Annotated in this window: 8 protein-coding genes and 2 pseudogenes; 8 read left to right on the top strand and 2 right to left on the bottom strand. The window is 61.4% G+C overall.

Annotation, left to right across the window (positions count from 1 at the left end):
• Window positions 1–50 precede the first annotated feature (50 nt).
• The 8 genes and pseudogenes from dnaN to GO606_RS11435 all read left to right on the top strand — a co-directional run.
• On the top strand, window positions 51–1,154 hold the full coding sequence (dnaN, locus tag GO606_RS11400) for a DNA polymerase III subunit beta (RefSeq protein ID WP_169117280.1): 1,104 nt from the start codon (window positions 51–53) through the stop codon (window positions 1,152–1,154).
• An 83-nt stretch (window positions 1,155–1,237) separates the two neighbouring features.
• The gene (gene gyrB / locus GO606_RS11405; RefSeq protein ID WP_169117279.1) at window positions 1,238–3,733 is read left to right on the top strand and encodes a DNA topoisomerase (ATP-hydrolyzing) subunit B; all 2,496 of its coding nucleotides are present in this window, start codon (window positions 1,238–1,240) and stop codon (window positions 3,731–3,733) included.
• A 341-nt stretch (window positions 3,734–4,074) separates the two neighbouring features.
• Window positions 4,075–5,628 carry a type I restriction-modification system subunit M gene (locus GO606_RS11410; protein WP_169117278.1) on the top strand — a complete coding sequence of 518 codons (1,554 nt, stop codon included), beginning with the start codon at window positions 4,075–4,077 and terminating at the stop codon, window positions 5,626–5,628.
• Window positions 5,625–6,707, top strand: a complete 1,083-nt coding sequence (locus GO606_RS11415) for a restriction endonuclease subunit S (protein ID WP_169117277.1) — start codon at window positions 5,625–5,627, stop codon at window positions 6,705–6,707. Before GO606_RS11410 ends, GO606_RS11415 begins: the two co-directional genes overlap by 4 nt.
• Window positions 6,707–7,387, top strand: coding sequence for an abortive infection family protein (locus GO606_RS11420; RefSeq protein ID WP_169117276.1), 681 nt, complete (start codon window positions 6,707–6,709; stop codon window positions 7,385–7,387). Before GO606_RS11415 ends, GO606_RS11420 begins: the two co-directional genes overlap by 1 nt.
• Window positions 7,384–9,060 carry an RNA-binding domain-containing protein gene (locus GO606_RS11425; RefSeq protein ID WP_211166498.1) on the top strand — a complete coding sequence of 559 codons (1,677 nt, stop codon included), beginning with the start codon at window positions 7,384–7,386 and terminating at the stop codon, window positions 9,058–9,060. The genes GO606_RS11420 and GO606_RS11425 overlap by 4 nt, the downstream gene beginning before the upstream one ends.
• 122 nt (window positions 9,061–9,182) lie before the next feature.
• Window positions 9,183–12,410, top strand: coding sequence for a type I restriction endonuclease subunit R (locus tag GO606_RS11430; protein ID WP_169117275.1), 3,228 nt, complete (start codon window positions 9,183–9,185; stop codon window positions 12,408–12,410).
• A 100-nt stretch (window positions 12,411–12,510) separates the two neighbouring features.
• Window positions 12,511–12,839, top strand: a pseudogene (locus GO606_RS11435) (type I restriction-modification enzyme R subunit C-terminal domain-containing protein); the annotation flags it as partial.
• A gap of 62 nt (window positions 12,840–12,901) precedes the next feature.
• Here the strand turns inward: GO606_RS11435 and GO606_RS11440 are convergent.
• Both GO606_RS11440 and GO606_RS11445 read right to left on the bottom strand, forming a co-directional pair.
• Window positions 12,902–13,264, bottom strand: a pseudogene (locus tag GO606_RS11440) (IS1634 family transposase); the annotation flags it as partial.
• Window positions 13,265–13,424: 160 nt separating this feature from the next.
• Window positions 13,425–14,546, bottom strand: coding sequence for an IS630-like element ISAzo9 family transposase (locus GO606_RS11445; protein WP_169120929.1), 1,122 nt, complete (start codon window positions 14,544–14,546; stop codon window positions 13,425–13,427).
• Window positions 14,547–14,570: the final 24 nt, after the last annotated feature.

The raw sequence follows: 14,570 nt of genomic DNA on the forward strand, positions 1-14,570 counted from the left end.
CCGCGCCAAGCCCGGAACAACCTAATCCAAACCGGAAAGACTCTGACGCCATGCTTCTGCTCACCACCACCCGCGACGCGCTCCTCGCCCCGCTGCAGTCGGTCGCCGGCATCGTCGAAAAACGCCACACGCTGCCGATCCTGTCGAACGTGCTGATCGAGAAGCACGGCGACCAGCTGACGCTGCTCGCGACCGACATCGAGATCCAGATCCGCACCACCACGGCCGGCCACATTGGTGGCGAAGACGCCTCGATCACCGTCGCCGCAAGGAAGCTGCAGGACATCCTGCGCGCGGTGCCCGAAGGCGACGTGACGGTCACGCTCGACGATAAGCGCCTCACCGTGAAAGCCGGCCGCAGCCGCTTCGCGCTGCAGACGCTGCCGGCCGCCGACTACCCGCGCATGAACCTGCCCGATGGCGACGCGACGCGCTTCTCGGTGAGCCAGAAGAGCTTCAAGCGCCAGCTCGCCCAGGTCGCCTACGCGATGGCGCAGCAGGACATCCGTTATTACCTCAACGGCCTGCTGCTGATTGCCAGCGGCAGCGAACTGCGCATGGTCGCGACCGACGGCCATCGCCTGGCGTTCGCGTCGAACCCGCTGGCCGCCGACGTCCCGCACACCGAAGTGATCCTGCCGCGCAAGACCGTCATGGAACTCGCGCGCCAGCTCGCCGACAGCGAGGACCCGCTCGAAGTGATCCTCGCCGGCAACCAGGTCGTGTTCCGCTTCGGCCCGATCGAACTGGTGTCGAAGCTGATCGACGGCAAGTTCCCCGACTACGAGCGCGTGATCCCGCAGAACCACCCGAAGCTGCTGACTTTCGACCGCGTGCCGCTCCTGGCGACGCTGTCGCGCGTCGCGATCCTGACCAACGAGAAGTTCCGCGGCGTGCGCCTCGTGCTCGGCGACGGCAGCCTGAAGATCGCCAGCACCAACGCCGAACAGGAAGAAGCCCTCGAAGAGCTCGAAGTCGATTACCACGGCGACCCGCTCGACATCGGCTTCAACGTCACCTATCTGCTCGACGTGCTGAACAACGTCACCAACGACAAGATCGAGTGGCGCTTCAACGACGGCAACTCGAGCGCGCTCGTGACGCTGCCCGGCAACGCCACGTTCAAGTACGTCGTCATGCCGATGCGGATCTGACCGACCCGGCGCCCCGCCGCCCGCAGACTTTTTCGCCCCCGTGCGGCCGGGGGCGCGTTCTTTGATGAATCACAGAGATGACCATGTCCGAACCGCAAGTCCTACCGCAAACCCCCGAACCCGGCGCCTACGACGAATCCAGCATCCAGCAGCTCGAAGGGCTGGAGGCCGTCAGGAAGCGCCCCGGCATGTACATCGGCGACACCTCCGACGGCACCGGGCTCCACCACATGGTGTTCGAAGTCGTCGATAACGCGATCGACGAGGCGCTGGCCGGCCATTGCGACGACATCGTCATCACGATCCATTCCGACAACTCGATTTCCGTCACCGACAACGGCCGCGGCATCCCGGTCGGCGTGAAGATGGACGACAAGCACGAGCCGAAGCGCTCGGCGGCCGAGATCGTCATGTGCGTGCTGCACGCGGGCGGCAAGTTCAACCAGAACAGCTACAAAGTGTCCGGCGGCCTGCACGGCGTCGGCGTGTCGTGCGTGAACGCGCTGTCGAAGTGGCTGCGCCTGACGGTGCGCCGCGACGGGCGCAAGCACCAGATCGAGTTCCACCGCGGCGTCGCGCAGGACCGCCTGATCCAGATCGTCGACGGCGTCGAGGTCAGCCCGCTGCGCGTCACCGGCGAGACGACGAAGCGCGGTACCGAAGTGCATTTCCTCGCCGACGACGAGATCTTCGGCGACATCGAGTTCCACTACGACATCCTCGCCAAGCGCCTGCGCGAGCTGTCGTTCCTCAACAACGGCGTCAAGATCCGCCTCATCGACCAGCGCACCGGCAAGGAAGAGGACTTCGCCTTCGCCGGCGGTGTGAAAGGCTTCGTCGAATACATCAACCGCACCAAGACCGTGCTGCATCCGACCGTGTTCTACGCCGCGGGCACGACGCGCATCCCGACCGGCCACGGCCACGACGCCGAGCTCGGTGTCGAGGTCGCGATGCAGTGGAACGACAGCTACGCCGAACAGGTGCTGTGCTACACCAACAACATTCCGCAGGCCGACGGCGGCACCCACCTCACCGGCCTCCGGGCGGCGATGACGCGCGTCATCAACAAGTACATCGAAGAACACGAGATCGCGAAGAAGGCGAAAGTCGACATCACCGGCGACGACATGCGCGAAGGCCTCGCCTGCGTGCTGTCGGTGAAAATGCCCGACCCGAAGTTCGCCAGCCAGACCAAGATGAAGCTGGTCTCCAGCGAGGCGCGCCCGGCGGTCGAGGAAGTCGTCGCCAGCAAGCTCACCGACTTCCTGCAGGAAAACCCGCTCGACGCGAAAACCATCTGCGCCAAGATCGTCGAAGCCGCACGCGCGCGCGACGCCGCCCGCAAGGCGCGCGAAATGACGCGCAGAAAGGGCCTGCTCGACGGCGTGGGTCTGCCGGGCAAGCTCGCCGACTGCCAGGAGAAAGACCCCGCGCTGTGCGAAATCTACCTCGTCGAGGGCGACTCCGCCGGCGGCTCCGCCAAGCAGGGTCGCGACCGCAAGTTCCAGGCGATCCTGCCGCTGAAGGGCAAGATCCTCAACGTCGAGAAAGCGCGCTTCGACAAGCTGCTGCAGAGCCAGGAAATCGCGACGATGATCACCGCGCTCGGCACCGGCATCGGCAAGGACGACTACAAGCCCGAGAAGCTGCGCTACCACCGCATCATCATCATGACCGACGCGGACGTCGACGGCGCGCACATCCGCACGCTGCTCTTGACCTTCTTCTACCGCCAGATGCCCGAGCTCGTCGAGCGCGGCCACATCTACATCGCGCAGCCGCCGCTGTACAAGATCAAGCACGGCAAGAACGAGATGTACATCAAGGACGAGAACGCGCTCAACCAGCACCTCCTGAAGCTCGCACTCGACGGCGCGGTGCTGCTGCCGCGCGAAGGCGCCGCGCCGATCGCCGACGAAGCCCTCGGCGGGCTGGCGCGCAGCTACCTGCTCGCCGAAGCCGTCATCAACCGCCTCGCCGGCTACGTCGACCCCGCGGTGCTGCACGCGATGCTCGCGCAGAACCTCGCTGTCAGCCTCGACGACGAAGCCGCCGCACGCGACTCGGCCGCCCGCATCCAGCCGCACCTGCCGGCCAGCGTGACGATCCGCCCCGAATACCACGACGAAGCCGAGAGCTGGCGCCTCGCGATCGAGCGCATGCATCACGGCAACCTGCGCCTCGCGTGGATCGACGAGGAATTCCTCGTCACCGGCGACTACCGCAGCATCCGCACCGCCGCCGAAGCGATCTCCGACCTGATCGGCCCCGGCGCCGAAATCCGCCGCGGCGAAAAAAGCCACCCGATCACCCGCTTCTCCGAAGCGATCCGCTGGCTCCTCAGTGAAGTCGAACGCGGCCTGACGAAGCAGCGCTACAAGGGCCTCGGCGAAATGAACCCCGAGCAGCTGTGGGAAACGACGATGGACCCGGCCGTGCGCCGCCTGCTGAAAGTCCAGATCGACGACGCCATCGCCGCCGACGAGATCTTCACGACGCTGATGGGCGACAACGTCGAGCCGAGAAGGGCGTTCATCGAGGGGAATGCGTTGTATGCGAGGAATATCGATGTCTGATGGTGCTGCTGCAGGCTTCTTGGAATATTGAAGCCAACGAAAATGAGGTCCAGAAAACGGACCTCTTTTTTTTGGCACGCCGCGCCCCGTAAGAGGTGAATTGCAATATCGATCCCGAATAGCGGCAATTGGCCGCTCATATAACTTCGGCCCGAAAGCTGTCATTTTCGGGTACTTCTTGTCATTCATCTACCTGCCAAAATTTGATTCGGGCAAGTATGATTGCGCGAAGTCGAGCGTTTGAAGTCGGGATTGATGCTTCTCGAACTTGCATTCAGGATGCATCGGCCAACCCCCGTTTTTTAGTACACGAATAACTGAATTGATGGATCAAAATCCCGATGGCAAAAAGCAACGCGGCAAGAGAAACCAAGGAAGAACCGCTCGAAAAACAGCTCTGGAAAGCCGCCGACAAGCTGCGCAAGAACATCGATGCCGCCGAGTACAAGCATGTGGTGCTGGGCCTCATCTTCCTCAAATACATCTCCGACGCCTTTGAGGTGCTCTTCGCCAAACTCCAGGCCGGCGAGGGCGACTACGCCGGGGCCGACCCAGAGGACAAGGACGAATACAAGGCGGAAAACGTCTTCTTCGTGCCGCCCGAGGCACGCTGGTCCTATCTTTTGGCCAAGGCCAAGCAGCCAGACGTCGGTACCCATGTCGATGCCGCCATGGACGCCATCGAGAAGGAAAATCCGGTCCTCAGAAAAGATGGCAGCGTATTGCCCAAGGTCTTTGCCCGGCAGAACCTCGACCCCGCGAGCCTGGGCGGGCTGATCGACCTGGTGGGCAACATCGCTCTGGGCGATGCCAAGGCCCGCAGCCGGGACGTGCTGGGCCACGTATTCGAGTACTTCCTCGGCGAATTCGCCCTGGCCGAAGGCAAGCAGGGCGGGCAGTTCTACACCCCGCGCAGCATCGTCGAACTGCTGGTGGCGATGCTGGAACCCTACAAGGGCCGAGTCTTCGACCCCTGCTGCGGCTCCGGCGGCATGTTCGTGCAGTCGGAACGCTTCGTCGAAGAGCACCGGGGCAGAGTCAGCGACATCTCCATCTACGGCCAAGAGAGCAACCAGACCACGTGGCGGCTGGCCAAGATGAACCTCGCCATTCGCGGCATCGACGCCTCGCAGGTGAAATGGAACAATGAAGGCTCGTTCCTCAACGACGCCCACAAGGACCTGAAGGCCGACTTCATCATCGCCAACCCGCCCTTCAACGTCAGCGACTGGAGCGGCGAACTGCTGCGCAAGGACGGCCGCTGGCAATACGGCGTGCCGCCGGTGGGCAACGCCAACTTCGCCTGGCTGCAGCACTTCGCCCACCATCTCGCGCCCAACGGCAAGGCCGGCGTGGTGCTGGCCAGGGGCGCCCTGACCAGCAAGTCCAGTGGCGAAGGCGACATCCGTAGGGCGCTGATCGCCGACGGCAACCTCATCGACTGCATCGTCAACCTGCCCGCCAAGCTCTTCCTCAACACCCAGATCCCGGCGGGCCTATGGTTCATGAACCGAGCCCGCGGCAATGGCCACCCGCGCAAGGGCGAAATCCTCTTCATCGACGCCCGCAACCTGGGCCACCTGATCAACCGCCGCACCCGCGAGCTCAGCCACGACGACATCGGCAAGATCGCCGCTACCTACCACGCCTGGCGCACCGGAGCGGGCGAGTACGCGGACGAGAAGGGCTTCTGTGCTTCCGTGCCCCTGGCACGGGTGGCGGAACTGGACTACGTGCTGACGGCGGGGCGCTACGTCGGATTGCCCGACGAGGAGGACGACTTTAACTTCGCTGAACGCTTTGCGGCGCTGAAGGCGGAGTTCGAGGCGCAGTTGGTGGAGGAAGAGAAGTTGAACCACGCCATTGTCGAGAATTTGGCAAAGGTGACGGTATGAGTGGCTGGCAACCGTGCACGCTGGGTCAAGTTGTTACTCTTCAGAGAGGCTTTGATATCACGCAAGCCCAACAAACAGACGGTAAATATCCTGTCGTTTCCTCGTCCGGAGTGAAAAGCTATCACCGGGAATGGCAGGTGAGAGGACCCGGTGTTGTGATCGGGCGCAAGGGAACACTAGGCTCAGTGTTTTACTTGGAGAACAACTTCTGGCCGCATGACACCACTCTTTGGGTAAGAGACTTTCATGGAAATGTGCCTCGATTCATTTTCTATTATCTGAAGTCTCTTGATCTTGGCGTTTATGACGTTGGCTCCTCAAACCCAACGCTGAATAGAAACCACGTCCATCTGCTTCCGGCGTCCGTGCCGTCGCCCACGGAACAAGAAGTGATCGCAGCAGTGCTCAGCAGCCTCGACAACAAAATCGACCTGCTGCACCGTCAGAACAAAACCCTCGAAGCCATGGCCGAAACCCTGTTCCGCCAGTGGTTAGATGAAGGCTCTGGAGAAGATGCAAGAGAAGGAACTCTAGGTGATGAATTTGATTTCACCATGGGTCAATCGCCGTCTGGAAACTCTTTCAACGAGGATGGGATTGGCGTGCCCATGTTCCAAGGAAACGCCGACTTTGGATTTCGCTTTCCGAAAGAGCGCATCTATACGAGTGAGCCAACGAGATTCGCTAATCCATTGGACACTCTGATTAGTGTTCGCGCACCGGTTGGTGCTCAGAATATGGCAAAGACTAAGTGTTGTATTGGCCGAGGAGTGGCCGCTTTTCGCTATAAGCGAGATAACTCCTACTATACATACACGTATTTCAAACTCCGATCATTAATGTCTGATATCAGGCAATTCGATGATGAGGGAACAGTTTTCGGATCAATCAGCAAGTCGGACTTTCATGCCTTGTCAATCACGATTTCGGCTGACGGTTTGGTTGATAAGTTTGAAAGTGAGGCCAAGCAGATAAATGACAAAGTCATATTTAACTGCCAGCAGATCGATACTCTTGAAACCCTCCGCGACGGCCTTCTCCCCAGACTCATGAGCGGTGAAGTAAGAGTGGCCTACTGATGGAAAAGCTACGCGCCACGATCGAGCAATATGGCCGCTGGAAGGAGCTCGGTCAGTACATTGACAGGATGGAAGGTCACCTCGAATCGGATTTCAGCATCTCGGTCGAGAACGCCAAGGCCTTGCTGGAAAGCATCGGGAAAGAGATCTGCAGTGCCAAGGTGGTTGAGTTGGGGAGTTCGCCCAGCATCAATGCCGTGCTGAAGCGGGCATTCGTGGCGCTGGGCTACCCGGGCGAAAGCCTGGTGAGCAAGGTTTCGGGATCATTGGCAAACATCGGGCAGGAGCTTGGCAATCTCCGCAATGAAATCAGCCCGACCTCGCACGGTAAGTCTCTCGATGAACTGCGAGAACGCAACAACAAGGTCGACTTGCTGACGCGAGAGTTTCTGATTGCCAGCACCTTGGCCGTGGCGGTCTTCTTGATCCGCGCCTTCGAAGAGCGGAAAGACCATGAGATAGCCACGAGTAAAAATGCCGACGCGGTTCCGCCGCTCGACTACGGCACGGCGGAAGACTTCAACACATTCTGGGATGAAGCCTACGGCGAGTTCGAAATGGGCGATTACTCGTACCCCGCCAGTGAAATCTTGTTCAACGTGGATTTCCAGGCTTACGAAACCGAATACAAGTCCTTCCTGGCATCTGAGCCGGAAGAAGAAACCGAGGCGGGGAAATGAAAGCCCATTCCATGGACCCCGCCGCCAAGCTCGATACCCTGCTGGCCCTGCCCGCCGAGAACGAGGTGGTGGAGTTCAAGGAAGCCAGGAACGGCTACGACTTCACCAAGCTGGGCAAGTATTTCTCGGCGCTCTGCAACGAGGCCAATCTGAAGCGCCAGCCGGCGGCCTGGCTGGTGTTCGGCGTCAACAACCACTGTCAGGTGGTGGGTTCCAATTTCCGTCCCGCCCGCAAGGATCTGGACAGCCTGAAAGAGGAAATCGCCAACAAGACCACCAACCGCATCACCTTCGTCGAGATCCATGAGGTGCAGCATCCCCGGGGGCGGGTGGTCCTGTTCGAGATTCCCGCCGCACCCAGGGGACTGCCCGTCGCTTTCGACGGACATTACTACGGCCGGGACGGCGAGGCCTTGTCGCCGCTGAACCTGGAGGAAATCGAGCGCATCCGCGCCCAGTCGACGGTGGAGGACTGGAGCGCGGTGCTCGTCCCCGATGCGGGCCTGGCCGATCTGGACGAAGAGGCGTTGCGGGTGGCCCGGCGGAACTTCAAGAGCAAGTTCCCGGACAAGGCCGTCGAAGTGGACGGCTGGGACGACGCGACCTTCCTGAATAAGGCGAAGCTGACCATCAAGGGGCGCATCACCCGCGCCGCGCTGTTGCTGCTGGGGAAGGAAGAGGCCGAGCATTTTCTGCTGCCGGCGGAGGCCAAGATCCGCTGGCTGCTTAAGGACCATCAGGGCAACGACCGCGATTACGCGCTGTTCGGCATGCCGCTATTGCTGGCCGTGGACAAGGTGTACGCCAAGATCCGCAACCTGAAATACCGCTACATCCGCGAAGGCACGCTGTTTCCCGAGGAAATCGACCAATACGAGCCTTATGCCATCCGCGAGGCCCTGAACAATTGCATTGCCCATCAGGACTACACGCTGGCCGGCCGCATCAACGTCGTCGAACGGGAAGAGAGTCTGAGTTTCACCAACCTGGGCAGCTTCGTGCCCGGCGACGTGCGGCGGGTGGTGATGGAGGACGCGCCGGAGGAGCATTACCGCAACCGTTTCCTGGCCACCGCCATGTTCAACCTGAAGATGGTCGATACGGCGGGCGGCGGCATCCGCAAGCTGTTCCTCTTCCAGCGGCAGCGCTTTTTCCCCATGCCGGATTACGACCTGTCCGACACCCGGGTGAAGGTGACGCTGACCGGCAAGGTGCTGGATATGGACTATGCGCGCCTGCTGGCAGGCAACGGGGCGCTGTCGCTGCAGGAGATCATGGCCCTGGACAAGGTGCAGAAGCGCCAGCCGCTGGATGACGGCGAGGAGAAGTTGTTGAAGGCCAAGGCGCTCATCGAGGGCCGCAAGCCGAATTTCTACATCGCCCAGCCCGTCGCGCAAAAGACCGGTCAGAAGGCGAACTACAGCAAGAACCGGGCGTTCGACAAGCAGTATTACCTGGATCTGATCTGCAAGGCGGCGCGAGAGCATGGCTCGCTGACGCGCAAGGACATCGACGAACTGTTGTGGAACAAGCTGCCCGACTGGATGGACGACAAGCAGCGCAAGAACAAGGTGGGGAACCTGATCAGCGAACTGCGGCGGCAGAACAGGATCGTCAACCGGGGCAGCGATGCACAACCGTCGTGGGCTCTCGTAAATGCAGGACGGGGATGAGAATTTACGAGAACCTTACAAGAAGATACATTGCAGACACTTGAAATAACAGTCACTTAGCCATTCATTCTTCTCTTCTAGCCTTGTGCGCCAAGAGAAAACAATAAGGGGATGGGCCGGGCATGACGGGCAAACTGACCGAATCCGCCATCGAGGCGTTCGCCATCAAGCAGTTCGAGCATCTGGGTTACGCCTGCCTCCACGGGCCGGATATCGCTCCCGACGGCGACAGGCCGGAGCGAAGCGACTACGCCGAGGTGCTGTTGATCGGGCGGCTGGAGCAGGGGGTCGAGCGCATCAATCCCAGGCTGCCGGCGGATGTGCTTCAAGCGGCGATCAAGGAGTTGCGGCGCGTCCACTCGCCGGATCTGCTGACCAATAATGAGACGCTCCACCGCTTGTTCACCGAAGGAGTACCGGTGAGCCTGCACAAGGATGGCGGCGAACGGGGAGAGCGAGTATCGCTGTTCGACTTCGCCCGCCCGGAGAACAACGAATTCGTCGTTGTCAACCAGTTCACGGTCATCGAGAACCACCAGAACAAGCGGCCCGACCTAGTGTTGTTCGTCAACGGCATCCCCCTGGTGGTGATCGAACTCAAAAACGCCGCCGACGAGAACGCCACCATCAAGGCGGCCTGGCAGCAGATCGAAACCTACAAGCAGAGCATTCCCGGCCTGTTTGCCTGTAATGCTTTCGCGGTGATCTCGGATGGGCTGGAGGCCCGGGCGGGCTCCATTGCGGCGGGGCTGTCGCGCTTCATGGCTTGGAAGAGCGCCGACGGCAAGGCGGAGGCCTCCCATCTGGTCAGCCAGTTGGAGACCCTGATCATCGGCATGCTGAACAAGGCCACGCTGCTGGATTTGCTGCGCCATTTCATCGTCTTCGAGAAGGGACGGAAAGAAGACCCGAAAACCGGTGTGGTGACAATTTCCACGGTGAAGAAGCTGGCGGCCTATCACCAGTATTACGCGGTGAATGCGGCAGTGGCCTCCACCATGCGGGCGGCCGACATGAGCGAGCCGCTTGCCGCGCGGCAGGAGCCAGCCAGTTACGGCCTGCCGGGGGTGTCCAAGCAGCCCAGGGGAGACCGAAAGGCTGGCGTGGTATGGCACACTCAGGGGTCGGGCAAGTCGCTGTCGATGGTGTTCTACACCGGAAAGATCGTGTTGGCGCTGGATAACCCGACGGTGCTGGTGATTACCGACCGCAACGACCTGGACGACCAGCTTTTTGATACCTTCGCCGCCGCCAAACAGCTCTTGCGCCAGGAGCCGGTGCAGGCCGAGAGCCGGGAGCACTTGAAGGCCTTGTTGAAGGTGGCGGCGGGCGGTGTGGTGTTTTCCACCATCCAGAAATTCCAGCCCGAGGAGGGCAACGTCTACGAGCGCTTGTCCGAACGCCGCAATATCGTGGTGATCGCCGACGAGGCACACCGCACCCAGTACGGCTTCGCCGCCAAGACCGTGGACGAGAAGAATGCCGACGGCGAAGTGATCGGCAAGAAGGTGGTCTACGGTTTCGCCAAATACCTGCGCGATGCGCTGCCCCATGCCACCTATCTGGGTTTCACCGGCACGCCCATCGAGAAATCCGACGTGAACACGCAGGCGGTGTTCGGCAACTATGTGGACATCTACGACATCGCCCAGGCGGTGGAAGACGGCGCGACGGTCCGCATCTATTACGAAAGTCGCCTGGCCAAGGTGGGCTTGAGCGACGAAGGCAAGAAGCTGATCGCCGAACTGGACGAGGAACTGGATCAGGGCGAACTGACCGAGACCCAAAAGGCCAAGGCCAAATGGACCCGGATGGAGGCGCTGATCGGCAGCGAGGCGCGCATCGGCAACATCGCCCGGGATATCGTCAGCCACTTCGAGGCGCGGCAGGCGGTATTCGCCGGCAAGGGCATGGTGGTGAGCATGTCGCGGCGTATTGCCGCCGAACTGTATGGGGAGATCGTCAAGCTCAAGCCCGACTGGCATTCCGACGATTTGGCCCGGGGTGCCATCAAGGTAGTGATGACGGCAGCCAGCAGTGACGGCCCGGTGCTGGCCAAGCACCACACCACCAAGGAACAGCGGAGGTTGCTGGCGGAGCGGATGAAGGACGATGACGATCCGCTGAAGCTGGTGATCGTGCGGGATATGTGGCTGACCGGCTTCGACGCGCCGGGCATGCACACCCTCTACATCGACAAGCCGATGAAGGGCCATAACCTGATGCAGGCCATTGCCCGTGTGAACCGGGTGCACAAGGACAAGCCCGGCGGGCTGGTGGTGGACTACCTGGGCATTGCCGCCGATCTCAAGGAGGCACTGTCGTTTTATTCCGATGCCGGCGGCAAGGGCGACCCGACCCTGGCGCAGGAGCAGGCGGTAGCCCTGATGCTGGAGAAAATCGAGGTGATCTCGGCCATGTATCACGGCTTCGCCTACGAGAATTACTTCGAGGCCGAAACCGCGCAAAAGCTGTCGCTGATCCTGGCGGCGGAGGAACACATCCTCGGGCTGGAGGATGGCCGCAAACGCTACCTCAACGAAGTGTCGGCCCTATCGCAAGCCTTTGCCATCGCCGTGCCCCATGAGCAGGCGCTGGATGCGAAAGACGAGGTGGGATTCTTCCAGGCGGTGAAGGCACGGCTGGTCAAATTCGACAGCACTGGCGAAGGGCGCAGCGATGAAGAGATCGAAACCACCATCCGCCAGGTGATCGACCAGGCGCTGGTTTCGGAACAGGTCATCGATGTCTTCGACGCTGCCGGTATCAAGAAGCCGGACATTTCCATCCTCTCGGACGAATTCCTGGCCGAGTTGAAGGGCTATCAGCACAAGAACGTGGCGCTCGAGGTGCTGAAAAAATTGCTCACCGAAGAGCTGAAAAGCCGCGCCCGCAAGAATTTGGTCCAGAGCTGCTCGCTGATGGAGATGCTGGAGACGGCGATCAAGAAATACCAGAACAAGATCCTGACCGCCGCCGAGGTGATGGACGAGCTGATCAAGATCAGCAAGGAGATCGTGACCTCGGATGGCGAGGCACGGCAGATGGGCCTATCCGATTTTGAATACGCCTTCTATACCGCCGTAGCGAACAACGACAGTGCCCGCGAGTTGATGCAGCAGGACCAGTTGCGGGAACTGGCCGTGGTGCTAACCCAGCGGGTACGCGAGAACGCGAGCATAGACTGGACGATCAAGGAGAGCGTGAGGGCCAAGCTGAAGGTGATCGTGAAGCGCACCCTGCGCCAGTTCGGCTACCCGCCCGACATGCAATTGCTGGCGACGGAAACGGTGCTGAAACAGGCGGAAATGATTGCCAACGAGTTGGCGGAAGGTGTGGGAAAAGTATAACCAGCTGCGCTGGCGGAAATTCCGTTGTGTTCCATTGCCGCTATTGAGCTTCATGGTTGAAGGCATTGCATTACGCACATTTCGCTCAACGGCCCCAGCCGAGGTCGAGGTCATTGGTCATCTCGTCTATGACCTCGACACCGACGGCAAGAAGCTGCAGGTGGTGAAGTATACCGAGTACTCCGGCCGTGCCGTGCGCACCTTGTACCCGACGCGTGAGGCTTTGCAATCGGCCTGGGCCAATCCGGATACGCGCAGCGAAGTGTTGCGCGAGTTGACCGAGCGCGGCATCAGCTTCGAAGAATTGGCCGCCAGCGGCGAACAACCCGATGCCGACCCTTTCGACCTGCTGTGCTGTGCCACCTGGCCTGGAATGCACCGCTGCTCACGCGCCGCCAACGCGCCGAGCTCGCCAGAAAGCAGGCGCCCCGAGTTCGACAGTTAATCTCGTAACTATCTGATTTCATTAAGAACGATTTTCAAACGTGCCCCTACAACAGCGTCAGCTGCTGCGGTGCGACCGGCTTCTTCACCCGCAGGGCACTGAGGACCTCGCTCTGGTGTGCGTTGATGGAAGAGACGCCCGTCACCGGCTCGGCGCCGCCGAGGCGAATGCGGTGATGCTGGATGCGATGCAGCTGCTCGAGCGCCCGCTCGGGGGTGAGACTGGCGCGCGCCGCACGAAGGCGCGTGCGCATGATCCGGTGGAGGATGAGCGCCATGAAGCAGATCGAGGCGTGCGCGCGGATGCGCTCGGGCAGCCGGTGATAGACCGGCCCGATCTCGATCTCGGATTTCAGCACCTTGAAGCCGCGTTCGATGTCGGCGAGCGCCTTGTAGCGGGCCACGACCTCCCGAGTTCGACGTGCGCCGTGCAAAGTCGGCGCTTTTCCAGCGGGTGCGAATCCCGCCCGGCCTCTTTCGCTCCGGCCGGAAGCAATCGGAGCAGTCATGGAGGTAACGAAATGGCTGAAGCCTTCGGTGTAGAGGGTCACTAGTACCTCTGCACAGAGGTTATGACTGTTTGGCTGGGTGCGGGTAAGCGCGGGCCAGTTTGCTCCGGGCGCGGTCGGTGGTGAACATCCAGTGGATGCGAGCGCCGATGGCGTTGCGCTGCTGCTCCCAAGCTGCAATTTCGCTGACGAGTCGGTCGCGGTCGCCGATGCGCCGGTCGAGGCACTGGCTGCGCAGCACCCCGATTTCGATCTCGACCATGTTGAGCCAGCTGGCGTGCTTGGGGGTGTAATGGAATTCCAGACGATGCAGCAACCGATGAGCTTCGGGCGCCGGGAAGGCTTCATAGAGCGCGCCGGGCGTATGGGTCGACAGGTTGTCGAGGACGACACGGATACGCTCGGCCTGCGGATAGTGGCAGTCGACCAGTTCGCGCATGCATTCGGCGAAGTCGCGCGCGGTGCGCTGCTCGGTTACCTTGACCCGGCGCCAGGACCGGTGCGCGTCGAGGAAGACGAACAGGTTGGCGGTCCCGTTGCGGCGATACTCGTAGTCGTAGCGCTCGAGCTGTCCGGGCATCGCCGGGATGGGCTGGCGCGCCTCGCCGATGAGCTGGGTGGGACTTTCATCGAAGCAGACCACCGGGCGCTCGGGATCGGGGACTTCAGCGTAGAGGTCGAGCACGTCCTCCATCCGGGCAACGTAGTGACCGTCGACCTGCGGGATGCACCACATCTTCTGGCGCCAAGGCTTGAGCTCGTTCTCCGCCAGGCGGCGGCGCACCGTCTCGCGTGACAGGCTCGCGTGCTCGGTGAGCTTGACTATCTCCCCCGCCAGCAATTCGAGCGTCCAGCGCGACCGCCCCGTTGGCGGCTTGGTGCATGCCGTGGCGACCAGCAGCGCCTCTTCCTTGCCGGTGAGCTTGCGCTCCGCCCCGGGGCGCGGCTCGTCGCTGAGCGCCGCTTCGATGCTGCCCAGCACGAAGCGGCGTTTGGTCCGATAGACCGTCGAGCTGCCCACTCCGACGTTCGTGGCAATCTCCTCGTCGCCGGCTCCGGCATCGGCCGCCAGCAGGATCTGCGCGCGTTTCACCTTGCGCACCGCTGCCTTGCCGCCGCCCAGCAGCATCCTCAATTCGTCGCGTTCGGCTTGGCTCAATTCGACCCGGTAGCGTACATTCATCGCGGCCCCTCCAAAATCTGGAGA

Origin of the sequence: Aromatoleum anaerobium (genome assembly GCF_012910705.2) — a bacterium.
GTDB classification, from domain to species: Bacteria; Pseudomonadota; Gammaproteobacteria; order Burkholderiales; family Rhodocyclaceae; genus Aromatoleum; species Aromatoleum anaerobium.

What these genes read in the sequence shown, in the direction of transcription:
- dnaN (WP_169117280.1), top strand. Translation starts at nt 51, where the DNA reads ATGCTTCTGCTCACCACCACCCGCGACGCGCTCCTCGCCCCGCTGCAG.
- gyrB (WP_169117279.1), top strand. Translation starts at nt 1,238, where the DNA reads ATGTCCGAACCGCAAGTCCTACCGCAAACCCCCGAACCCGGCGCCTAC.
- GO606_RS11410 (WP_169117278.1), top strand. Translation starts at nt 4,075, where the DNA reads ATGGCAAAAAGCAACGCGGCAAGAGAAACCAAGGAAGAACCGCTCGAA.
- GO606_RS11415 (WP_169117277.1), top strand. Translation starts at nt 5,625, where the DNA reads ATGAGTGGCTGGCAACCGTGCACGCTGGGTCAAGTTGTTACTCTTCAG.
- GO606_RS11420 (WP_169117276.1), top strand. Translation starts at nt 6,707, where the DNA reads ATGGAAAAGCTACGCGCCACGATCGAGCAATATGGCCGCTGGAAGGAG.
- GO606_RS11425 (WP_211166498.1), top strand. Translation starts at nt 7,384, where the DNA reads ATGAAAGCCCATTCCATGGACCCCGCCGCCAAGCTCGATACCCTGCTG.
- GO606_RS11430 (WP_169117275.1), top strand. Translation starts at nt 9,183, where the DNA reads ATGACGGGCAAACTGACCGAATCCGCCATCGAGGCGTTCGCCATCAAG.
- GO606_RS11445 (WP_169120929.1), bottom strand. Translation starts at nt 14,546, where the DNA reads ATGAATGTACGCTACCGGGTCGAATTGAGCCAAGCCGAACGCGACGAA.